This is a genomic window from Nocardia mexicana NBRC 108244, assembly GCF_001613165.1.
Lineage (GTDB): Bacteria > Actinomycetota > Actinomycetes > Mycobacteriales > Mycobacteriaceae > Nocardia > Nocardia mexicana.
In genome coordinates this window covers 49890-72391 of record NZ_BDBV01000002.1, presented here as the reverse complement: position 1 = coordinate 72391, position 22502 = coordinate 49890, and the positions used below count along the sequence as shown (strand labels likewise).

Below are 22502 nucleotides of genomic sequence, written 5' to 3'. Positions count from 1 at the left end.
TCAGTTGTCGAAGCCGTCCGACGACGGCTCGTCCTGCGTCGTGGGCGCCGGACGGGTCGTCGTCGGACGCGTGGTGGTGATCCGGGGCCGGGTGGTCGTCGTGGTCGGATCCTCGTCGGCCGACGTGGGTTCGCCGGGGTGCTGGTGCGGCGCGGGAAGGGTGGTGTCGACGGCGGATATGGTCGCGCCCGCGCTCGTCGGTGTGCCGAAGGGGGTGCGCCGCGGCGGCGGATTGACCGCGATCCGCCAGCTGGGGGAGGGCGGGATGAGGACCCCGGGTGTGGTGGTGCCCGACTCGGTCGCGCTCCCCGTCGGCGCCGATTGCAGGTCCGCCTGCAGCGGAGGCGGGGATATGTAGACATCGCGCTGGCCCAGCCCGCAGGAGCCGATGAGCACCAGCCCGAGCGACACCGCACCGGCGGCGGCCGCCGGTCCGGCCACTCTGGCGTTCAGGCGGCGTGGGGTATCGTCCGCGCGTCCCCCCGAACCCGACCTGTTGTCCATAGGTCCGCCGCTCCTCGTACGTTTCGGGTGGGCCTCACCTTAGCCAAGGCGGGGCCGTCGGGCCAGACGGCCGAACGCTTGCGCAAGATACCGGATATGCAACTCAAACAGTGATGAGTCACATATCGAAACGGTCACTTCGGCGTGTCGTTCACCCGTGTCGTGTGGCGATTCGGCAACGGGGAACTAACGTGTGAGAGAAGTTACACGTGCGACGCCTCAAGATTGCTGATGGCACTGCTGAATTCGCAGATCGGCGGGCGTCATCGAGGAGTGGTGATGGGAGCGTACTCGACATCCCCGCTGCGCGCGGTGTCGCAGAACGATTCGGACGCAGCCGAATCCGGCCGCAAAGCCTGGGCGGTCGCCGCCCGCGTGGCGGCCTGGCTGATCTTTCTCGGCGGCGTGGCCGGTGCGGTGCTGGGCATCGCCGACCTACGCGTGCTGATCACGGTCGCGGGCCTGATCCTGGCATTTACGGCCGGGTTGGTGTTGCTGAAGCTGCGCGCGGACGCGCACGACCCGCTCTGATCTCGCGGTACCGGAAACCGGTGGGCGGCGGTGGGCAACGCGCCTACCGTGGGCGGGTATGAGGATCGAACTGACCGACGATGCGGCCGAGTTCCAGCGCCGCACGGCGGCGTTTCTGGGGCGGGATCCCCTGCTGCACACCGTCATCGCCACCGTCGTGGAGAGCTACGTGACCGGGCTGTCGGACGGTCCGGCCGTCTTCGCCGCGGTGCACGTCGACGGCGCGGTGATCGGCGCGAGCATGTGTACCGCGGGGCACAGCGTCTATCTGGGCGGCGTACCGGATCCGGCGGTGCCCGATCTGGTCGCGGCCTTCGAGGAGCGAGTCCCCGCGGCGCCGGGCGTGGAGGGCCCGCCGGGTGCGGCGCTGGTATTCGCCGAACGCTGGAGTGCGCTGTGCGGCAGCAAGTTCCGGATGGACGTCGCGAGCAGGCTGTATCAGCTGGGGTCGCTGTCGATGCCCGGGGTGCCCGGAAGCGCCCGCCGCGCCGGCGAATCCGATATCGAGCTGTGCGCGCAATGGTCGGAGCAGATGCGGCGCGAGGCGGGAATCGGCCTGAGCGCCGACGCCATTCGCGCCCGCATCGCGCTGGGACGCTGGTGGCTGTGGGAGGACGGGGGACGGCCCGTGTGCATGGTGGCGCACCAGGCCCGGGCCTACGGCTGGACGCGTATCGGGCCCGTCTACACCCCGCCCGAGGCGCGCGGCCACGGCTACGCCAGCGGCCTCACCGCGCACGTCGCGAAGCTGTTGCGCGACAGCGGCTCCGAGGTCTGCCTGTTCACCGATATCGCCAACCCCACCTCGAACAAGATCTACCGGGCGATCGGCTTCGAGCCGGTCCGCAACTTCGTGCACTACGAGTTCGTCTGAGGGCGGCACCGCGTCGGCGGGCGAACATGCCGACGGGGATCCGATCTTCGCATGGGCCTGCTCCGGGGGTCGCGACATCCACGGCGTGCGGGAGAGACTCCCGGCGATCATCGTTACGCGTGGTGGGGCGCTCGGATCTCGTTGCCCAATATTCGATCCAGGGCGGTTCGCAGTGCGGCGCCCGGGTCGTCCGGGACCGTTGCCGACCGCCAGGCGACGATCTGGTCCGGTCGTACCAGTAGGGCGCCGGAGGTGGTGAGACCGGCTGCGGTGCACCATTTCTCGTCCAACTCGTGGACGCCGATGTCCGCCGAGTGCCATCGCTGTCCGTCGGGGCCGGTGAGCAGCGCGAAGCCGGGACCGGCGAGGTCGAGGGTGCTGCGGCCGTCGGGCAGAACGCGGTGCGGCACACGGGTTCCCGGCTGACCGGCGAGGTCGAGGTGCGCCATCGTGTGCGCGCTGCCGTCCGCCACGATCGCGCCGCCCGAGTACCGGGCGCCGAGGATCAGCGCGATCGGGTCGGCGAGGGGAGTGCCGTCGGTGGATTCGGTGTTCAGCGCGCGCAGATTCGCGGTGCGGACGCTGGATTGGTCGGCGATGAACCACCCGACGGGATACCGCTCGGCGTGATAGCTGTCCAGCAGTGCCGGATCGGCCGCGCCCCGCAGCACGTAGGCGAGTTTCCAGGCGAGATTGTGCGCATCCTGGATTCCGGTATTCGCCCCGGCGGCCGCATAGGGCGGCATCACGTGGGCGGCGTCCCCGGCCAGGAACACGCGGCCGGATCGGTACCGGTCGGCCACGAACATGCCCGGCTCCCACGGCAGTACGCTCAGCAGCTCGATCTCGAGGTCGGGCACGCCGATCGCGGTGCGCAGCACCTCCGGCCACTGCTCGGCCGGGCGGTCGACGCCCGCGGTGGTGGTGAATATCCAGCGCTGCGCCCCGTCGACGGAAACGAAAGCGCCGGGCGCGGCCTCGTTCTCGATCTGACAGAGGTTGAATTCGCGGCCGCGCACCAGTTCTCGGAGATCGGCGCGGAAATAGACGTTCACGGCGCGGCCGAGCGTGCCGCGCCCGGCGCGCGGGATGCCGAGGCGCTCCCGGATCGGGCTCGCGGCGCCGTCGGCCGCGATCAGGTAGTCCGCGCGCAACTGCTCGACGGTGCCGTCGCCGGACCGGACGGTCGCGTGCACGCCGGTCTCGTCGGTGGCGAAGTCGGTCAGCCGGACGCCGAATCGGATATCGGCCCCGCGGGCGGCGGCCAGGCGGCGCAGGACGGGTTCGAGCAGATCCTGAGCGCACAGGCAGCTGGTCGCGGGGGTGATGGCGGCCCAGTCGGGCATGCCGCCGGGCAGCGTGAACGGCAGCGCGGTCGCCTGCGCGAGCGTCGGACCGGCCGCCATCGCCTGGTACTCGGCCAGGCCGCGCGCCGCGTCGAGGACCTCGTCCGCGATGCCGAGCTGGCCGAACAGCTCCATCGTGCGGAGGTCGACGCGCCGGGCCTTGGGCTGCGGCGAGGTGGTGGTACGGCGCTCCACCAGCACCGTATCCACGCCGTGGTGGCGCAGGAACAGGGCCGCGGACAGCCCGACCAGCCCGCCGCCGACGATCAACACCCGAGGTTCGTGTACTTTGTACATCATGTGTACGTTGTACACGAATGATTGAATGCGGGCAAGGAGGTGCACGTGACAGAGGAGTCGCCGCCCGGACCGCTGATCTGGTCGCTACCCGAGCCGCCCGGCCGGCCGACCACGACGCTGAGCCGGGCGGACATCCTGCGCGCCGCGCTGGCGCTCGCCGACGCCGAGGGGGCGCGCGCGTTGACCATGCGCCGGGTGGCGACCGCGGTCGGCGCGTCTACGCCGATGTCGCTGTACCGCTACGTCGGCTCCAAGGACGGGCTCGTCGATCTGATGATCGATGCCGTCTACGGCGAGATTCCGCTCGACACACCGCATTCGGGGAAATGGCGGGCCGCGCTGGAGCGGCTGACGATGGACTCCTGGGCCGTCATCGAACGCCACCTGTGGTTCGGCGAGCTGGTGTACTCGCGCCCGCCGATCGGGCCTAATGCCCTGCGCTACTTCGATTTCCGGTTCGCCCTGCTGGAACCGCTGGGGCTTTCGGCCGACGACCTGTCGCTGCTCACCGGCGCCGTCGACGGCCACCTGTTCGGCACGGCCCTGCAATACGCCGAGGAACAGCGGATGCGGGCCCGGGCCGGGCTGCGCAGCGAGGAGGAGCTCGCGGCAGCCGCGCGCCCGCTGCTGGAGCCGATGCTGGCGGACGGGCGCTATCCGGCGTTCGCCCGCTGGTTCCGAGGACGCACCGGCGCCGGGCCGGAGGATCCGGTTTCCTGGACGCTGGGCTGCCTGCTGGACGGGCTCACCGGGCGGTTCGGATTGCCCGGGTCACCCTAGGGTCATCCGGTCCGCTGCAGCGGTGCCGGTGTGAGCAGTGCCGGTCCGGGGCCCTCGCGCAGTAGTTCGCGGACATCGTCGTCGTCCATGGGTTCGAAGTCCTCGTAGAAGCTGCCGGCATCGGTCAGCCGGTCGAGGGTGTGCAGGCAGACCACCTTGTCGGCATCGCCGATCAGCTCGGAGATGGCGGGCTCGGCACCGACCGGCGCCGCGACCACCACGCGAATCGCGCCGTGTGCGTAGGCCGCTCGGCAGGCCGCGCGTGCGGAAGTCGCGACCGGCAGGGCCTCGTCCACGATCACGATCGTGCGACCGGCCAGTTCGGGCCGCTGCCCGCCCGCGCGCAACTGCTCGGTCCTGCGCCGCAGCGCATCTCGCTCCTGCCGCTCTATGCGGGTGAGCTCGGCGGCGCCGGTGGGCAGCGTCCGCGCCTGCTCGCCGTCGACCACCCGCACCCCCCGTTCGGCGATCGCTCCGAAGGCCGGTTCAGGGCGCTCCGGAGTGCGCAACTGGTGGACCACCATGACATCGAGCGCCACGCGCAATTCGGTCGCAACGGCCGATGCCACCGCGGCACCGCCGCCGGCGAGTCCGATCACCACGATATCGGGGCCGCGGAAGGCCATCAGATGTCCGGCCAGTCGGCGGCCGGCGTCGCGACGATCGAGGAACAGCATGAAGCCTCCCGAGGGATCGTAGTAACGAATTCACCTGCGCCGGGTGTGTTACGTCTGCGGTAGGTCGGGTGGTGGGGGCCCGAAAAATGTACGCGCCGTTTGCAATTACAATTCGGTGCGGGGGTGGCGGCGCTTCGGCCGAGCTTCCGAGTTGCCGAACTCGGCGGCCGCGCTGCCCTGGTGTGTCGCCGTGGGCGGGCGAAAAGCGTTGTGCCATAAGGGATTCTGGCTGCTCGCAGGGATGCTCAGGATCCATCTCTCCTCCAGAGTCGCCAACCGCCGAGGACGGGAGCCACGCTTCGGGACTCGGGAAGACAACGGTGCAATTCTACGTCGAGGGTGTCGCCGTTCGTTGTGAAACGGACATGATCTACATTGCGGGAGTTGTCATCGTACGGCCGAAATATGTTGCGCTGGGGGAATTTCCAAAGAATATGGTATGTGGTACCGAGCGTTCACCTGCACTCGGTCGGTAACCGGGCCTCGAAAACGAGCGCCCGACGGTCCGGCGGTGGAATTACCCGCTCGATGGCCGCGGCCCTGTGGCATACGCTCAGTTGCCTTCCAGCGCCCGGATTTCCGCCTCCGACATACCCAGCAGCGTGGCGAGCACCTCGACGGTGTGCTCGCCGAGATCCGGTCCGACCGAGCGGATCGGCAGCGATTGCCCGCCGATCACCGGCACGATGCCGGGGAACCCGACCTCCCTGGGCTCCGGCTCGCCCACGTCGACGCGGAACGGCTGAATCATGTTGCGCGCCCGGTACTGCGGGTCGTCGACGATATCGGCGGCGGTGTAGATCGGACCGCACGGGATGGCGGACTCCTCCAGGATGCGCAGCGCCTCGTCGCGGGTGTGCCGGCGGGTCCACTCGGCGATCGCGGCGTCGAGCCGGTCGCGATGGCGCCAGCGCCCGGCGTTGTCGGACAGCTCCGGATCGTCGGCCAGGTCCGGTCGGCCGATCACCCCCATGTAGCGCTGGAAGATTGCGTCGCCGTTGCCGCCGATGATGATGCTGGTGCCGTCGCCGCACGGGTAGGCGTTGCTGGGGGCGATGCCCTCCATCCGGCCGCCGACCCGTTCGCGCCGGATGCCGTAGGCGAGGTAGTCGGGGACCAGCGATTCCATGACCGACAGGATCGATTCGCTGAGGGCCACATCGATCACCCGCTGTGCCAGCGGGATCGGCTCGTCGGACCGGGTGCGCTGCAGCAGGGCCATGACGGTGCCGAACGCGGCGTAGATCCCGGCGATCGAATCGCCGATGGAGACCCCGGTGCGCACCGGCGGCCGGTCCGGGTCGCCGACCAGTTCGCGCAGCCCGCCGACCGCCTCCGCGACCGCGGCGAATCCGGGGCGCTGGGCGAGCGGGCCGGTCTGACCGTAGGCGGAGATCCGGGTGATCACCAGATCGGGATTTGCCGCGCCGAGCACCTCCGGCCCGAGGCCCCACTTCTCGAGCATGCCGGGCCGGAAGTTCTCCAGCAGTACGTCGCAGTGCCGGATCAGATCGAGCACGACGCCGCGGCCCGCGTCGGTGCGCAGATCGAGCGTGATCGACTTCTTGTTGCGGTTGACGGTCCGGTACAGCATCGAGGTATCGCCGCCGTAGAGCCGCCAATTGCGCAGTTCGTCACCGGTTTTCGGCCGTTCCACCTTGATCACCTCGGCGCCGAAGTCGCCGAGGATGCGCCCGGCGGTCGGCGCGGCGATGTAGTTGCCGAGCTCCAGTACCCGGACCCCGTCCAGCGGCCGAATCTCCATGCCGACGATTCAACCACCCCGCAGCCGGGTCACGCGGCGTCGGCGACCTCGTCGACAACCGAGTAGTGGTCCGCGTTTCCGGTGATCACCGTGGACGGGGTGCCGTCGACGCCGACCGGGATATCCCCGGCCAGGGTGATGCGGGTGAGCTTGCGATGCTCGCTGCCGTCGTAGTCGTCGATCGCGTAGTGCTGGGTGGCGCGGTTGTCCCAGATGGCGACGTCGCCGAGCGACCAATTCCAGCGCGTGGTGTTCTCGAGGCGGGTCACCCGCTCCTGGAACAGGCGGAACAGGGCATGCGACTCGTTGCCCGTCAGGCCGACCAGCTTCTTCACGAAATGCCCGAGCAGCAGGGCGCGTTCGCCGGTCTCCGGGTGGACGCGCACGACCGGGTGCTCGGTCTCGTAGTAGGTCGACTCGAACTCGGTGCGGTAAGCCTTGGCCTTCTCGTTCGGCGAATCGTCCTGGGCCGCGGCGTAGTCGTACTGATTGGTGTGCCGGGCGCGCAGGCCGTCGGCCAGCCGCTGGAGCGGTTCCGGCAGCGAGTTGTAGGCGGCGACCGTGGAGGCCCAGGTGGTCGAGCCGCCGTAGCTGGGCAGCGAGACCGCGCGCAGGATAGATGCCTTCGGGATGCGGTCGACGAAGGTGACATCGGTGTGCCAGCTGTTGGCGCGGCCGCGATGGGAGTCGATGGCCAGGCTCTTCACGCCCGCGGAGGTGACGGTGGGGTGCGGGGTGGTCGGGGAGCCGAGCAGCTGCGCGAACTCGTACTGGCCGTCCTCGGTCAGGTGGTGCTGATCGCGGAAGAAGATCACCTTGTGCTCGTTGAGCGCGGCGCGGATCGCGGCGACCGCCTCCGGAGTCAGGTCACCGCCGAGCCGGACCCCCTCGATCCGCGCGCCGATGTGGGTGCCGAGCTTGACGACGGTCACGGTGCCTGCCTGAGCGACTGACATATCGGGGGCCCTTTCTCGAAACGTACGACGTGTCGAGGACACCACCGGCGGCCGCCCCGAGCCAGGGTTGCGGTCAGCGCGATCGAAATGCGGGGGATTCCAGCCAAAGCATGCCGGAAATAGGAGGGCGCAGGCATGCCGGGGATGGCGGTGCGGGCATGGTGGGACCGCGGTGCGGGCATGGTGGGACCGCGGTGCGGGCATGGTGGGACCGCGGTGCGGGCATGAGCCACCCATTCCCGGCATGCTTTTGGCCGGGATCTACCCCACGTGCTCGCGCAGGTACGCCAGGTCTTCCGCGACCCCTTCGGCGGGAGTCTCCAGGACGACCGGCGCCCCCGCCGTGCGGCAGACCTCGGCCAGCAGTTGCGGGTCGATCGTGCCGTCGGCGAAGTTGGCGTGGCGGTCGGCGCCGGAGTTGAAGTCGTCGCGGGAGGAATTCAGGTGCACCAGGTCGATGCGGCCGGTGATGGCCTTGATCCGGTCGACCACGCCGATCAACTCCTCGCCGCCCGCCCAGGCGTGGCAGGTGTCCAGGCAGAAACCCGCGCCGAAATCGCCGACCTGGTCCCACAGCTTGGCGATGGAATCGAAGTGCCTGGCCATGGCGTGATTCCCGCCGGCCGTGTTCTCGATCAGGATCGGGACCGCGAAGCCGCCCTTCTCCTGCTGGCGGTCGAACAGCTTGCGCCAGTTGACGATTCCGGCCTCGATCTCGGCGTCGGAACGCACGTGGCCGCCGTGCACGACCAGCCCGAACGCGCCCAGGTCGGCCGCGGCCTGCGCCTGCTGCGCGACGGCGTTGCGCGAGGGCATGCGCAGGCGGTTATTCGTGCTGGCGACGTTGATCTGGTACGAGGAGTGCACCACCACATCGATCGGGCTGGCCTTGATCTCCTCGGCCCGCGGATGCGGCTGCGGTTTGTCCCAGCTCTGCGGGTCCACCACGAACATCTGGATGACATCGGCACCGAGGCGTTCACCGAAGCCGATCGGATCACTGTCTTGGCGGACGTGTGCTCCAATGCGCATGGTGGAATCCTATCCGTGACGCGGAGCGTCTCCGTTGAGGGTGGCGGTGGGGACGAGGCGGGCGTATAGGTAGCCACCGACACAGCGGAGCGTGGTTCGGCGGCCACGTGCGCGTCGGCCCGGACTGCTATGGTTTCGGTGTTTTCCGTGGTCCGCCGAGGCATTCGGGCGCGGCCGCGGGGTAAATCTGCGGTACTGCCGTTGCGCTGGCGGGTCCCGGTGCGCGGCACGGGAAGTGGGAGCGGGCATGCTGGCCAACGGTGACGTCTTCGCCGGCTATGTCATCGAGCGGCAGCTGGGCCGCGGTGGCATGGGATCGGTCTATCTGGCCAGGCATCCTCGGCTGCCGCGCATGACGGCGCTGAAGCTGCTCAACCGGGAGATGGTGTCCGACGAGGAGATTCGCGCCCGCTTCGAGCGCGAGGCCGACCTGGTCGCCCAGCTCGATCATCCGAAGATCGTCACCGTCTACGACCGCGGTCTCGAGGACGGCCAGCTGTGGATCTCGATGCAGTACATCGATGGTATCGATGCGGCCAGCGTGGACCCGCAGCGGTTGCCGCCCGAGCGGGCCGTGCAGATCGTCGCGGAGGTCGCCGAGGCGCTGGACTACGCGCACGGCAACGGCGTGCTGCACCGCGACGTGAAACCGGCGAACATGCTCCTGGCCAAGTCGACCGGCGGTAAGGGCGAGCGGGTCTATCTCACCGACTTCGGCATCGCCCGGCTGCGCGACGACGGCGGCCATCTGACACAGACGGGAACGTTCACGGCGACGCTGACCTATGCCTCGCCCGAACAGCTCACCGGCGCCTCGCTGGACGGCCGCTCGGATCAGTACTCGCTGGCGTGCAGCCTGTTCTGGCTGTTCACCGGCACCGGCCCGTTCACCGCGACCAGTCCGGCGGCGGTGATCCGCGGGCATCTGCAGGGACCGCCGCCGACGTTGAGCAGCGTGCGGCAGGGCCTGCCCGCGGCGCTGGACGCGGTCCTGCTGCAGGCGATGGCCAAGCGGCCCGACGATCGCTTCGCCACCTGCGCGGATTTCGCGGCCGCCGCCCGCCGTGCCTTCGCCCCGCCGAGTGCGCCGTCGATGCCGGTGGCGGGCCGGGGATTCACCGGCCAGGCGATGCCGCACGCCGGGCATTCGGGAGCGCCGGTGGGGCCTCGGCCCACGACCGGTCCGGGCGCTCCGGTGGCGCGACCTGCCACGGGATCCGGCATGCCGATGGGCCCCCGGCCGTCGACGGGTCCGGGCATGCCGCATGCGCCGCATCCGGTCACCGGCCCGGGGGCGCCCACGGTCGGTCCGGCTCCCCAGCCGACCGCCGCCTCGGTGCGGTCGGCGACTCCGCCGCCGCAGCCGGTGTACCAGCAGGCCCCGCAGTATCCGCAGCCCGGCGGGTACGGCTATCAGCCGCAGCCGCAGCAGAAGTCGAACTCCGGGACCGTCGCACTCATCGTCGGCGGCATGGTGTTGCTGCTGGTGGCGCTCATAGTCATCGGTGTGCTGACGCGCTGACGTCCTCGCGTTCGTCCTCGCGCGTTCGTGCGGGGGCGTCCGCGGGCCGGACGGCGCGGAGCACCGTGACACCGACGACCACCCACAGGATGCCGAGGGTCCAGCCCGCGAGCACATCGGTGGGCCAGTGCACGCCCATGTACACCCGCGAGGCCCCCACCGCGAGCACGAAGAGGGCGGCGATCGCGCCCACCGCGATCTTGGCCGCGCGCCGCCGCAGCGACAGCACCGTCAGGGCGGCGACCACCCCGACGACCGCCGTGGTGCTGAGGGCATGCCCGGACGGGAACGACAGGCTCGATTCGGTCACCAGATGATCGACGGGCGGGCGTCGGCGGCCGACCACGTTCTTGACGGCCACCACCGTCACCCCGGCGCCCACGGCCACCGTCGCTATCAGCACCAGCTGTGACCAGCGGCGTTGCCATGCGAGCCAGGCGCAGGCGGTCACCGCGAGGGTCGTCATCGACAGCGTGTCGCCCAGGTCGGTGATCGCGTGCACGACCGGGGTCAGCGTGCCGGTGCGCTGTGCGACAGCCCAGTCCATCGTGGGCCCGTCGATGCGGGTCGCGCCGTCGTTGTTCAGCACGCCCTCGGCGAGTTCGGCGACGATGCTGGGGAGCGCGACGACCGCGACCAGGATGCCGCCACCCGCCCGCGACAGCAGCCCGCGCCGGGCGAACACGACCGCGACGATCGCGATCGTGAGTGTCACCACGAGCAGTGCCATGCTCACGAGGATATGCGGAGGTCGCGGGCACCGCGACAACGCTCCGCCCAGCGGCGGGAATGCTCCGCCCAAGGTATTGGGGGACATCCCCGATGGCGAGAGTGCCGACGTCCCGGAAGACTGGAGGCATGACTGCCGATGCTCCGAGCACCGAACCGGCCGCGGAACCGACGACCACCGCGGCCCGCGCGACCGACCTGGTGAAGCTCTACGGTTCGGGGGATACCCAGGTCCGGGCGCTGGACGGGGTGTCGGCCGACTTCGCGCAGCGCGAGTTCACCGCCATCATGGGCCCTTCCGGATCCGGGAAGTCCACGCTCATGCACTGCCTGGCGGGCCTGGACAGTGCAACCTCCGGCACCGTGCACATCGGGGACACCGATCTGACCCGGCTGTCGGACAAACAGATGACGCGGCTGCGGCGCGATCGCATCGGCTTCGTATTCCAGGCCTTCAACCTGGTGCCCACGCTGACGGCGCTGGAGAACATCACGCTGCCTCTGGATATCGCCGCGCGCCAGCCCGATCACGAGTGGCTGGAGACGGTGATCAAGCGGCTCGGCCTCGGCGACCGGCTCGACCACCGGCCCAGCGAGCTGTCGGGCGGCCAGCAGCAGCGCGTGGCGTGCGCGCGGGCGCTGGCGGGTAAGCCGGACATCATCTTCGGCGACGAACCCACCGGCAATCTGGACTCGCGGTCGTCGGGGGAGGTGTTGTCGATCCTGCGGGCCTCGGTGGACGAGTTCGGCCAGACCGTGGTGATCGTCACCCACGAACCGCACGCGGCCGCCTACGCCGATCGGGTGGTGTTCCTGGAGGACGGGCGCATCGTCGACGAAATGCGGGATCCCACAGCCGAATCCGTGCTGGACAGAATGAAATCGCTGGAGGCGCTGTGACGAACGACCGCGTGGAGAACCTCTGATGTCGGGTAAGCCCATGCGCAAGGTCGTCTTGCGCAATCTGGCCGCGCACAAGCTGCGACTGGCATTGACGCTGCTGTCGGTGATCCTCGGAACCGCCTTCATCGCAGGGTCTTTCGTATTTACCGACACCCTGCAGCGCACCTTCGACGGAATCTTCGCCGGGCAGGCCAAGGGTGTCGACGTCCGTGTGGAGCCGAAAGAGCGCCAGTCCCTGGGCATTCCGAACACGGACATCGACAAGATCGCCGCGACGGACGGGGTGCGCGCGGTGGCGCCCGCCGTGCAGGGCCCCGTGGTGCTGCTGAAGGACGGGCACGCGGTCCAGACCGGCGGCGCGCCCAGCCTGGGCAAATCGTATCTGCCGCCGGACCGGGCGATCGCGGAGCCGGAGAAGTTCGTCGACGGTGCCGCGCCGAGCCGGGCGGGGGAGATCGCGATCAACACCGGCGGTGCGGAGCGCGCGGGCCTGTCCGTCGGTGATCAGGCCAAGATCCTGATCCCCTCGCACGGCACCGTCGACGTCACCGTCAGCGGCGTCTACGACGTCGCCTCCGACACCGGCGGTTTCATCGCCGTCCTGTTCGAGGATGCGCAGGCGCGCCAGCTGTTCACCGACGGACAGCACGTGGCGTATGTGGATGTCGCTGCCGCGCCGGGGGTGTCGGACCAGACGCTGCGCGACCGGATCGCGCAGCAGCTGCAGCAGCCGCAGTACAAGGTGATGGACGGCAACCAGGTTCGCGAGGATCTGAAGGCACAGCTCGGCGATGCGCTGAAGTTCGTCAACTACTTCCTGCTGGCGTTCGGTTCCGTCGCGCTGCTGGTGGGGACGTTCATCATCTACAACACCTTCTCGATGATCGTGGCGCAGCGGCTGCGGGAACTGGCGCTGTTGCGCGCGGTCGGCGCCAGCCGAAGACAGGTCGGGACGTCGGTGGTCGCCGAGGCGGCCGTGATCGGGCTGATCGGCAGCGCCGTGGGGCTCGCGGCCGGGGTGGGGCTGGCATTCGGACTGTCGGCGCTGCTCAATGCCTTCGACCTCGGGCTGCCCACCGGCACCATGCAGGTGCTGCCGCGCACCGTGCTGGCGGCGCTCGTCGTCGGCCTGGTCGTGACCGTGGCCAGTGCCTACGCACCCGCGCGGCGGGCGGCGAAGATTCCGCCCGTGGAGGCCATGCGCGAGGAGTTCGCGTCGGTCGGCGAGACGCTGCGACTGCGGACGATCATCGGCGCGGTGCTGGCGGTGGCCGGTGTCGTGCTGGCCGTCCTGGGCGCCCGCAATACCGGTGACAGCGCGGCGCTGACGGTCGGAATCGGCGCCGCCGCACTGATTCTCGCGATGCTGTTCGCTTCGCCCGCGCTGTCGCGACCGGTGGTGGGCGGCCTCGCGGTGCTGGTGCGGCCGTTCGGTCCCATCGGACGGATGGCCCGCAACAACGCGACCCGCAATCCGCGCCGCACGGCCGCCACGGCCTTCGCGCTGACGCTCGGGCTGATGCTGGTGTCGCTGTTCGGCATGCTGGGTTCCTCGGCCAAGGCGAGCGTCGGGGAGCTGGTCGACAAGGGTGTGAAGGCCGACTACGTGCTGGCGGGGCCGCAGATGATCGGGGTGCCGCTCGGTGCCGCGCAGGCGGCGAAAGACGTTGCGGGCGTGCAGGATGTGGTGTCGCTGCGGGGCGTGGCGATGAAGGTCGGCGACGACCAGCAGTTCGGCACCTCGCCCAGCGGGTCGCTGGATCACGTGCTGAACTACGAGATCCGTTCCGGCACCGGCACTCTCGGCGACAACGACATCATGGTGTCGGAAACCGTAGCGGGGGAGCAGAATTGGCACGCCGGTGACCGGGTCGAGGTCACCAGTCTGGACAACAAGAAGTTCGGCGTCACGGTGTCCGGCATCTACAAGGACACGCAGCTGCTGGGGCCGATGGTGGTGGCCCCGGCGCTGTACAACCAGGTGATGCCGGTGGCGTTCCGAACCGATGTGCTCACGCTGGTGACGGCCGTGCCGGGCGCCGATATGGCCGAGCTGCGTGCCGGTCTGGAGAAGGCCACCGCGCCGTACGTGGTGGTGCAGGTGCAGGACCGCGAGGAGTTCAAGGGCGCGCAGGGGCAGCAGATCAACACCATGCTGGCGATCCTGTACGGGCTGCTGGCGCTGGCGGTGGTGATCGCCATCCTGGGCATCGTCAACACACTGGCGCTGTCGGTGGTCGAACGCCGCCGTGAGATCGGCATGCTGCGCGCGGTGGGGATGCAGCGATCCCAGGTGCGCCGCAGCATCTATCTGGAGTCGATGCTGATCGCGGTCTTCGGCGCGGTCGTCGGGGTCGTGCTGGGGCTCGGGCTGGGCGTCGGATTCCTGCGCACGCTCCGGGATCTGGGCCTGAGCACCATCACGGTGCCGTGGATTCAGGTGGTGGCGATGCTGATCGGTTCGGGTGTGGTCGGCGTGCTGGCCGCGCTGTGGCCGGGCGTGCGTGCCGCGCGCACCCCGCCGCTGGCGGCGATCGCGGACCTGTAGGCGGCACAGCCCGGGAGCGCCGCCGAGAGTGCCGCCGCCCGGTAGTGCTGCAGCCCCCGTCGTGATGCGGCACGGCGGTGGCTGCTGCTCCGCAGCCTCACGACCCGTCGGCTAGCTCTTGCCGGCGTTGGCGTGCGCCCAGGCCTGCACGTCGCCGCGGTCCAGTGCGACCGCCAGCAGGTCGGGGAAACTGTCCGGCGTGCAGGCGAAGGCGGGGACGCCGAGGCCCGCGAGGGCGGCGGCGTTGGCGTGGTCGTAGGCGGGCGCGCCGTCGTCGGACAGGGCCAGCAGGACCACCACCTGGACGCCCGATTCCCGCATGGCGGCGATGCGTCGCAGCATCTCGTCGCGGATGCCGCCCTCGTACAGGTCCGAGATCAGCACGAACAGGGTGTCCGCCGGGCGGGTGATCAGCTGCCCGCAGTAGGCGATCGCGCGGTTGATATCGGTGCCGCCGCCGAGCTGGGTGCCGAACAGCACGTCCACCGGATCCGCCAGCCGGTCGGTGAGATCCACGACGGCGGTGTCGAACACCACCAGCGACGTCCGCAGCGAGCGCATCGACGCCAGCACCGCGCCGAACACCGACGCGTATACGACGCTGGAGGCCATCGAACCGGACTGGTCGATCGCCAGCACCACGTCGCGATGCACCGCCCGGGCCTTGCGTCCGTAGCCGACCAGTCGCTCCGGTACGACGGTGCGGTGCTCGGGCAGGTAGTGCGCGAGATTGCGGCGGATCGTGCGGTCCCAGTCGATATCCCGCAGCCGCGGCCGCGACATGCGCGCCGCCCGATTCAGCGCACCGGATACGGCGGCGACGGTGCGGGCGGCGATGCGGCGCTCGATCTCGCGCACCACCTTCTCCACCACCGTGCGGGCGGTCTCCCGGGTGGTTTCGGGCATCGCCCGGTTCAGGCTCAGCAGGGTGCCGACCAGGTGCACATCGGGTTCGACCGCCTCCAGCAATTCCGGTTCCAGCAGCAGCTGGGTGAGGTCGAGCCGCTGCACGGCATCGCGCTGCAGTACCTCCACCACCGTCGAGGGGAAATACGTGCGGATATCACCCAGCCAGCGCGCCACCTTCGGCGCCGAACCGCCCAGCCCCGCCGATCGCTTCTCCGCCGCCGACTGTTCGTCGGCGTTGTACAGCGCCGACAGCGCCCGATCCATCGCCGCGTCCGCCGCGGGCCCCGCCCCGCCCAACTCCGGCTCGGCGGACGCGCCCAATACCAAACGCCAACGGCGAGACTGTGTTTCGTCGATAGGTTTGCTCGGTGTCATCCGGCGACCTCCAGGATGTCGGTGACCGCGCGCATGGCGAGCACGCCGCAGTGCGGATCGTGAATGCCGTCGGCGGGCGGGGTGGCGGCGACGGGGCCGCCGTCGCGAACGGCGTGGGCGATCGCTTGGCGCTCACCGGATTCGAAGGCGCCGAAGGTGCGGCGCAGCAGGGGGAGCGTGGCCACGAACTGATCGTCGTCGAGGCCGCGCAGCCAGGTGTCGACGAGGCGCAGCAGTTCCCGGTCGTGCACGAGCAGCAGGCCGCGGCCGCCCAGGAAGCCGTCGATCCAGGCCGCCTTCTCGGCCGGGGCGGGGCCGACCGACAGTGCGGCCGACAGCCTCCGGGCCGCCTCCGTGTCGTCGAAAATCCCTGCGTCGCACAGTAATCGGACCGAGCGGCCGACCAGCGCCCCGTGCACGTCGGCGCGGTCGGCGAGGGTTCGCAGGGCGGCCAGCCACTGCTCGGTCGCCCAGGTGTCCTCGCGCGTGGCGATGGCCAGGTGGGCGCCGTCGATCAGGCCGCGCACCTCGGTCGCGGCGTCGGTGTCCAATCCCGTCACCGCGCCGGGAAGACCCGCGCAGATCCGTACCAGCAGGCCGTCGGCGACGTGCGCGAGCGCCGCGACATCAGTGCCGCGCACGTCGCCGTAGCGCAGCGTGCGAACCAGGCCGGGGAGGGCGGCGAGCAGGTGGGTGACGTCGTGATCCAGCGCCGCGGCCGATTCCAGCCGGGCCACCAGGCCGCCGACGGCGCCGCCGAGATCGGCCAGCAGGGCTCGCTCGAGCGCCCCGCTGAGGTCGGCGACGGAGGATCCCGGCGCCGAGGCGGTGTCGAGCAGCTTCGCCTCGGCCGCCGTGCGGATCGTGGTGCCCCAGCGGGAGGCCTCGATGACGGCGACCGACAGCTCCGGTTCCCACTGCAGCGTCCACGTCTCGCGGAAGGTGCCGGTGTTGCGCACCTCGCCGACCGCCGGTGTGCCCCAGTCGATTCCGAGCAGCCGCAACCGGTGCAGCAGATGCGAGCGGGCCGTGTCCAGGTCGCGGCGCAGGTCCAGATCCAGCTGCCGGGCGGACGCCTGCCGGGGGAGCCGCAGCGACCGTGTCCGGGCCCGCAGGTCGGCATCGAGCGGGACGGTGGGGGTGTCGTCGGGTACCGACCCGAGCGCCTCGCCGACCACCAGCTCCGTGGTGATCAGTCGCAGCATGGTCTCGTCGCCGTCGCAGAGTACGGCCCGGGTGGCGTCGGTGACCTCCGAGAGTCCGGGCAGTGGCCGGCCGCGCAGCACCGCGAGGGTCTCGGCGAGCCTTACGGATTCGATGATGTGCGCGCTCGACACCGGCAGGTCGTGGACCCGCAGCGTGGCCGCGACCTTGGTCAGCCAGCGCACGACCGGCTGCTCGGTCTCGGTGAACAGGTGGTGGTACCACCCGGGCGAGGTGATCCCGGCGCCGTAGCCGGACGCTCCCGCCAGTCGCGAATGCGTCCACGGCACCCATGTCAGCGTCGCCTTCACCTTCGGCATCCCCTTGAGCAGCCGCGCGTCCGGCGCCGCCGGGCCGAGCCTGCCGTCGAGCGCGGGTGCGTGCCAGGCCCCGCACACGACCGCGAGCCGAGTAGCGCCCTCCTTCAACGCCTTTCGCATCGCCTGCCGCATGTATGCCTCGCGCCGCAAGGTATGCGCGTCGACCGGCTCGCGAATCGAACCGCCCTGCGGGGGTGCGTCCCGGTCGCGCGGATCAGACCCTCCGCGCGCCGGAGAATCGACGGGACCGTCGTTCGCGTCGGCCGATCCACGGGCGCTGTCTTCTCCGTCCGTGCTTCGAGCGCTGTCGCGCGTGTCCGCCGATTCGCGGGTGCTGCCTATTACGTCCGTGCCTCGAGTGCTGCCGTGGGTGTCCATCTCCTCACGGGCACTGCTCTCCGTGTCGGCTGTGCCGCGGGAATTGTCGTTCGTATCCGCTGTGCGGGCGGTACGCGAAAGGGGCACAGCCGCATCGGTTTCCGGGTCGGCGGTACCGGCGGATTCGCGCAGGGCCGCCATCGCTTCGGTGATCGCGTCGAAGGTGTCCGCGTCGGCGGTGGATTCGATGATCGCGTCCCACCAGCGCTCCGGATCGTCGTAGCCCGCGGCGGCGGCGAGTTCGGCGAGGGGATCGGTGCGGTCGCCGGGCTCGGCGTCCAGGGCGAGGGTGTGAGTGGCGGGCAGATCGCAGAAGCGCGCGGGCACCGCGTGTTCCACCGCGTAGCGCAGCGCCTGCCACTCGGGGGAGAACGTCGCGAAGGGCCAGAAGGCGGCGCGCGCGGGCGAGTCCGGCACATAGGCCAGCAGCGCGACGGGCGGATGCATGCCGTCGGCCGCGACGTGGCCCACCAGCGGATCGGCATCCGCCGGACCTTCGATCAGGATCATGTCGGGGCGGAAGGCATCCAGCGCCAACCGCAGCGAGCGCGCGGATCCCGGCCCGTGATGGCGAATTCCGAAGACCCGGGTCGCCGGGACCGGATCTGGGTCCGCACTCACCCGTGCACCTCGCGACAGGCACGATAGAAATCCGCCCAGTCCGCGCGTTCGCGCACGACCGCCTCCAGGTACTCGGTCCACACCACGCCGTCGGCGACCGGATCCTTGACGACCGCGCCGAGCACCGCGCCGGCGACGTCGGAGGCGCGCAGCACGCCGTCGCCGAAGTGCGCCGACAGGGCCAGGCCGCTGGTGATGACCGAGATGGCCTCGGCGGTCGAGAGCGTGCCGGACGGCGATTTGAGCTTGGTCCGCCCGTCCGCGGTGATTCCCGAGCGCAGCTCGCGGAATACCCGCACCACCCGGCGCACCTCCTCGGCGGCGGCCGGTACCGCGGGCAATTCCAGTGTGGCGCCGAGCTGTTCGACCCGGCGGGTGACGATGGCGACCTCCTCGTCCTCGTCCGCGGGCAGCGGCAGCACCACCGTGTTGAATCGGCGGCGCAGCGCCGAGGACAGCTCGTTGACCCCGCGATCGCGGTCGTTGGCCGTCGCGATCACGGTGAAGCCCTTGACCGCCTGCACCTCCGTGCCGAGTTCGGGCACCGGCAGCGTCTTCTCCGACAGCACGGTGATGAGCGCGTCCTGGACGTCGGAGGGGATGCGGGTGAGTTCCTCGACGCGCGCGACGGCGCCGCGGCGCATGGCCGTCATGATCGGCGAGGGCACCAGCGCGCCCTCGGTGGGCCCCTCCGCCAGCAGGCGGGCGTAGTTCCAGCCGTAGCGGACCGACTCTTCCGCGGTGCCGGAGGTGCCCTGGATCAGCAGCGTGGACGTCCCGCAGATGGCGGCCGAAAGATGTTCCGACACCCAGGTTTTCGCGGTGCCGGGCACTCCGAGCAGCAGCAGGGCGCGGTCGGTGGCCAGGGTGGCCACGGCCACCTCCATGAGCCGTCGCGGTCCGACATACTTCGGGCTGACGACCGTGCCGTCGTCGAGGGTGCCGCCGAGCAGATAGGTCACCACCGCCCAGGGCGACAGCCGCCACGACGGGGGACGCGGGCGGTCGTCGATCGCCGCCAGGGCGCGCAGTTCGTCGGCGAACGCCTGTTCGGCGTGCGGGCGCAGCAGATCGTCGGGTGCCTGGGTCGTGGTCACTGCAGCTCCTCGAGCATCGTGGTGCGTTGGGTCAGGTCGTGGGCGAGTTGATCGAAGGCGTGCTGCCAGGAGGGATCGGCGCAGCGGTGCGCCACGGCGGCGACGGTGCCCGTCACGGCGACCGGGAAGTGCACGGCGGCGGTCCGGAACAGGGTGCGGTACGAGGCGGGGGACAGGCCCGGGGCGCCGGGGCGCGCCGCCGCGAGCCGCTCGCGGTCCAGCAGCAGCCGGACCAGATGTTCGGCCAGTGGGACCGGCCAGGGCCGCGGCACCGCGCGGACCAGCAGTTCGAACTCCGCCAGCCAGCTGCTGTCCAGCTGCCGCAGATACCGCACCCGGTGGTCCAGCGGGAGCAGCGCGAACAGCTCCCGGCGCAGTTCCAGGTCGGCGCCCAGCGTCGGAGTGGCGGTCAGCACGTCGAACAGCGTTGCCGCCCACCGGGTATCGCGCTGGGCGAGTGCGGCGTCGGCCCATCCGGCGAACATCGGGCCGAGCATCTCGTCGGGCATCCGTGTCCGGACCGCCGCATCGGGTGTGTGCAGCAGGGTCTCCCAGTGCCGCAGCGGAGTGGCGGCCACGACCCGGCGCAGCCATTCGGCCGCGGAATCGGGTGCACCGTCGAGCCGGTAGGCGGTGGCGGCGGGGCGGTCCGCGATCCCGTCGCGGCGGTCGGCGTCGTCGAGGGTGCGGGGGAGCCGGGCCAGCAGCCGCGCATCCGACAGCGTCAGCCACCGCGCCGCGCGTTCCTCCATGCGGCGCGCGAACTCCGAATCGGGCAGGCGGGCAAGCAGATCCGCGGCGAGGCGGCGAGCGTCGGCACGGGAGTCGTCGAGTGCGGATTCCAGCAGCGGCTCGTCGGCCGTGGTGAGCCCGTCGCCGATGACGGCCAGCAGCTCCGCCCGTACCGGACCGGGTTCGGTGCGCCAACCCTCCGCCAGGATCCGGCGTGCGGCCTCGGGATCGCGGGCGCGCAGCGCCGCGAGCCACGCCCGCCGCTCGGCGGGGCGGCCGTGTGTCCAGACGTCGTCGCCGGTGTCGGCGCGGACCAGGTTCCGCCACTGTAGGTTGTGCCGGGCGAGCCAGCGGCCCCGCTCTCCTGCCAGTCGCAGCAGCGGATCCCGCAGTGCCACCTGGCTTCTCGCCTGCTCGAGCAGCAGGCTGCACAGCGCATCCGGAGCCCGGTGGTCGTGCGGAGCCGCCGCCTCGAACCATTCGGGCAGGAAGGGGGAGCGCTCGGTGAGCAGCCGTGCGAGCCGGGTCGCGGCGGGTTTCGGCAGTGCCGGTCGGTCGTCGTCGGCGGCGGGCTCGGGGAGTTCGGCCGTGCCCGGGGCCACGCCGCCCCGGTCGAATGCGTCCAGCAGTGCGGCGGTTTCGAGCAGTATCAGCGCCGGATCACCGGTCAGCCGCGCGGCCGGAGTCGCGACCGGCGCGGGCAGCCGGGCCGGATCCGGCGACCGCCGGGCGGTCCCCAGCAACGCCACCGAGGTCAGCTCGTCGGAGGAGGCGGCGGCGGAACCACCGACCGCCTCGATACCGACATCGACGATATCGCCCGCGGTGAACGCCGCGATCGGCACGAGCCCGTCGGGCGTCCACTCGCCGATCACGGTGACCGGACGGCCACCGGACAGCCCCAGCAGCTGCCACGGCTGCTCCGCCGTGCGCGCGAGCGGCAGCGCCGTCCCGTCGGATTCGGCCACGCACCAACCGTTCTCGCCCGCAACCGGCACCACCTCGCGAAGCAACATCGGCCACCCCCGCAGCCACGGATCCGCGCCCAGCGCTCGCGCATGCTCGGCCAGCGCCGCGGCAATGGTGCCGGAGCCGCCCGCCGAACGCCCCGGGACGGGATCGCCCGCGGTACCGCCACCCGCCTCGTGGGCCGTGGTGGCCCGGCGGCGGCCGCCGTGTGACAGGGGAGCGCCGTAGGTCTCGGTTTCGGTTGTGTCACAACAGCTTTCAGCGAGCGTTTCGAGGTCTCGCGGGTTCGTGGCGGCTTCGTCGCCGCGCGCTCCCGTGCCGGGCACCGGCGTATCGGGGATTGTCGTGAAAGGCTCCGGTGCGCCGTGGCGCTCGCCCCACAGTGCGCGCAGCGCGGCCGCGCCCGGATAGAAGTGCAGCCCGGCCTCGATCATCAATCCGGGCGCGGGCAGATCGGTGGGGAAGCCGGGACTGCCGAAACAGTGGTCGACGATCACGGCCCAGCGGCCGGTGCCGCGGCCGCGCAGCCAGGCCCGCCGGGTATACAGCCGTTCGTCCTCGGTGATGCGGCGGCCCAGCACCATCCACCGATCGCGTACCGCGGGCTCGTTCCGCACCGAGTCGACCGTGGTGGGATAACCGAGATGGGTGCGAGCGCTGGCCGCCAGGGCCGGGGCGAGCCCGTCGAGCCGCCGGTGCGCGGCCACCAGCAGGTGCAGGCGGCCGTACTCGCGCAGCAGCAGCGCGGGCCAGTCCTCGCGCACGATCACATTGCGAGGAAGTTGCCGCAGGGCCGAGGCGACCCCGGGCGCCTGCGCGTCCACCATGCGTGCCGCCACCGCCTCGAAGGCGCCGAAGGAGCGATCGGCCTGCGCCAGCCCGGTGCGAACCTGATCGCACAGCCAGACGTCGAGGTCTTCCAGCCCGGCCGCCACCCGGGCCCGGCGCTGTTCCGCTGTCGCGGCCTTCGGTGTCCGTGCCGCCGCCGGTTTCGCCGCCCGCTCCGCCCGCGTCACGATCCACTCCGCCGCGAAATCGGCGAGCTCGCACTCGTCCACGGCTCCGTCGGCCCAGTTCAGCAGCAGCGACAGCGCGTGTTTGCAGGGGAACTTCCGGCTCGGGCAGGAGCACTTGTACGCCGGACCGCCCAGGTCCACGATCGTGCGGTACGGCGTGGATCCACTGCCCCGGCACAGCCCCCACAGCGCGGATCCGCTCCAGCCCGCGCCCTGCCACCTGCCCTGCAGCTTCCGCGCGGCCGGGAGCGAGGCGGCATCCGGGGCCAGCGCGGCAACCTGCTCCGCCGTCCACCTCATGGGCTGCATCCCCGCTCGTGTCGTCGTCACCGCCGGCCCCCGCTCGCTCGTCTGACCGGATTTCTACTCCATCCCACCGACAAACTCGATCGCGTCCCCCGCTCGCCGTGCGATC

At 70.9% G+C, this 22502-nt stretch carries 17 protein-coding genes; 6 read left to right on the top strand and 11 right to left on the bottom strand.

Annotated elements, in window-relative coordinates; all coding sequences use genetic code 11:
- Positions 1–504 carry a hypothetical protein gene (locus tag NM1_RS01565; protein ID WP_147288919.1) on the bottom strand — a complete coding sequence of 168 codons (504 nt, stop codon included), beginning with the start codon at positions 502–504 and terminating at the stop codon, positions 1–3.
- A 231-nt stretch (positions 505–735) separates the two neighbouring features.
- On the opposite strand from NM1_RS01565, the gene NM1_RS01560 reads away from it, so the two are divergent.
- Together NM1_RS01560 and NM1_RS01555 are read left to right on the top strand one after the other, a co-directional pair.
- Positions 736–1035: a hypothetical protein gene (locus tag NM1_RS01560; RefSeq protein WP_114699478.1), complete on the top strand. Its 300-nt coding sequence runs from the start codon at positions 736–738 to the stop codon at positions 1033–1035.
- 58 nt (positions 1036–1093) lie between these two features.
- On the top strand, positions 1094–1909 hold the full coding sequence (locus tag NM1_RS01555; protein ID WP_068012947.1) for a GNAT family N-acetyltransferase: 816 nt from the start codon (positions 1094–1096) through the stop codon (positions 1907–1909).
- Between the two features lie 113 nt (positions 1910–2022).
- Here the strand turns inward: NM1_RS01555 and NM1_RS01550 are convergent, their stop codons facing one another.
- Positions 2023–3555 carry an FAD-dependent monooxygenase gene (locus NM1_RS01550; RefSeq protein ID WP_246010919.1) on the bottom strand — a complete coding sequence of 511 codons (1533 nt, stop codon included), beginning with the start codon at positions 3553–3555 and terminating at the stop codon, positions 2023–2025.
- Between the two features lie 45 nt (positions 3556–3600).
- Here NM1_RS01550 and NM1_RS01545 point away from each other — a divergent pair, with 45 nt between their 5' ends.
- Positions 3601–4335, top strand: coding sequence for a TetR/AcrR family transcriptional regulator C-terminal domain-containing protein (locus NM1_RS01545; protein ID WP_246010921.1), 735 nt, complete (start codon positions 3601–3603; stop codon positions 4333–4335).
- A gap of 2 nt (positions 4336–4337) precedes the next feature.
- Here NM1_RS01545 and NM1_RS01540 read toward each other — a convergent pair whose 3' ends face one another.
- The 4 genes from NM1_RS01540 to NM1_RS01525 form a co-directional block, all read right to left on the bottom strand.
- On the bottom strand, positions 4338–5012 hold the full coding sequence (locus NM1_RS01540; protein ID WP_068012943.1) for a phosphoribosyltransferase family protein: 675 nt from the start codon (positions 5010–5012) through the stop codon (positions 4338–4340).
- A 553-nt stretch (positions 5013–5565) separates the two neighbouring features.
- Complete coding sequence (locus tag NM1_RS01535; protein ID WP_068012940.1) at positions 5566–6777, bottom strand: CaiB/BaiF CoA transferase family protein; 1212 nt, start codon at positions 6775–6777, stop codon at positions 5566–5568.
- Between the two features lie 29 nt (positions 6778–6806).
- Positions 6807–7733 (bottom strand): TauD/TfdA dioxygenase family protein, encoded by a 927-nt coding sequence (locus tag NM1_RS01530; RefSeq protein WP_068012939.1) that lies wholly within the window; start codon positions 7731–7733, stop codon positions 6807–6809.
- Positions 7734–7994: 261 nt separating this feature from the next.
- Positions 7995–8765 carry a deoxyribonuclease IV gene (locus NM1_RS01525; protein WP_068012936.1) on the bottom strand — a complete coding sequence of 257 codons (771 nt, stop codon included), beginning with the start codon at positions 8763–8765 and terminating at the stop codon, positions 7995–7997.
- Positions 8766–9012: 247 nt separating this feature from the next.
- On the opposite strand from NM1_RS01525, the gene NM1_RS01520 reads away from it, so the two are divergent.
- Positions 9013–10287, top strand: a complete 1275-nt coding sequence (locus tag NM1_RS01520; protein WP_084519053.1) for a serine/threonine-protein kinase — start codon at positions 9013–9015, stop codon at positions 10285–10287.
- Here NM1_RS01520 and NM1_RS01515 read toward each other — a convergent pair.
- On the bottom strand, positions 10265–11017 hold the full coding sequence (locus tag NM1_RS01515; RefSeq protein WP_068012934.1) for a phosphatase PAP2 family protein: 753 nt from the start codon (positions 11015–11017) through the stop codon (positions 10265–10267). The two genes, NM1_RS01520 and NM1_RS01515, sit on opposite strands and share 23 nt — an antisense overlap.
- A 128-nt stretch (positions 11018–11145) precedes the next feature.
- Between NM1_RS01515 and NM1_RS01510 the strand changes: the two genes are divergently transcribed.
- Both NM1_RS01510 and NM1_RS01505 read left to right on the top strand, forming a co-directional pair.
- On the top strand, positions 11146–11916 hold the full coding sequence (locus NM1_RS01510; RefSeq protein ID WP_068012931.1) for an ABC transporter ATP-binding protein: 771 nt from the start codon (positions 11146–11148) through the stop codon (positions 11914–11916).
- Positions 11917–11941: 25 nt separating this feature from the next.
- Complete coding sequence (locus tag NM1_RS01505) at positions 11942–14467, top strand: ABC transporter permease (RefSeq protein ID WP_246010923.1); 2526 nt, start codon at positions 11942–11944, stop codon at positions 14465–14467.
- Between the two features lie 111 nt (positions 14468–14578).
- Here the strand turns inward: NM1_RS01505 and NM1_RS01500 are convergent, their stop codons facing one another.
- From NM1_RS01500 to NM1_RS43710, 4 genes are read right to left on the bottom strand one after another with little or no spacing between them, the layout of a single operon-like run.
- The gene (locus tag NM1_RS01500; RefSeq protein ID WP_068012927.1) at positions 14579–15751 is read right to left on the bottom strand and encodes a vWA domain-containing protein; all 1173 of its coding nucleotides are present in this window, start codon (positions 15749–15751) and stop codon (positions 14579–14581) included.
- Positions 15748–18273 (bottom strand): DUF5682 family protein, encoded by a 2526-nt coding sequence (locus tag NM1_RS01495; RefSeq protein ID WP_068012926.1) that lies wholly within the window; start codon positions 18271–18273, stop codon positions 15748–15750. The genes NM1_RS01500 and NM1_RS01495 overlap by 4 nt, the downstream gene beginning before the upstream one ends.
- Entirely contained in the window at positions 18270–19370 is a 1101-nt protein-coding gene (locus NM1_RS01490) for an ATP-binding protein (RefSeq protein ID WP_068012924.1), read from the bottom strand. The genes NM1_RS01495 and NM1_RS01490 overlap by 4 nt, the downstream gene beginning before the upstream one ends.
- Positions 19367–22387 carry an SWIM zinc finger family protein gene (locus tag NM1_RS43710; protein WP_307719293.1) on the bottom strand — a complete coding sequence of 1007 codons (3021 nt, stop codon included), beginning with the start codon at positions 22385–22387 and terminating at the stop codon, positions 19367–19369. The genes NM1_RS01490 and NM1_RS43710 overlap by 4 nt, the downstream gene beginning before the upstream one ends.
- Between the last annotated feature and the right edge of the window lie 115 nt (positions 22388–22502).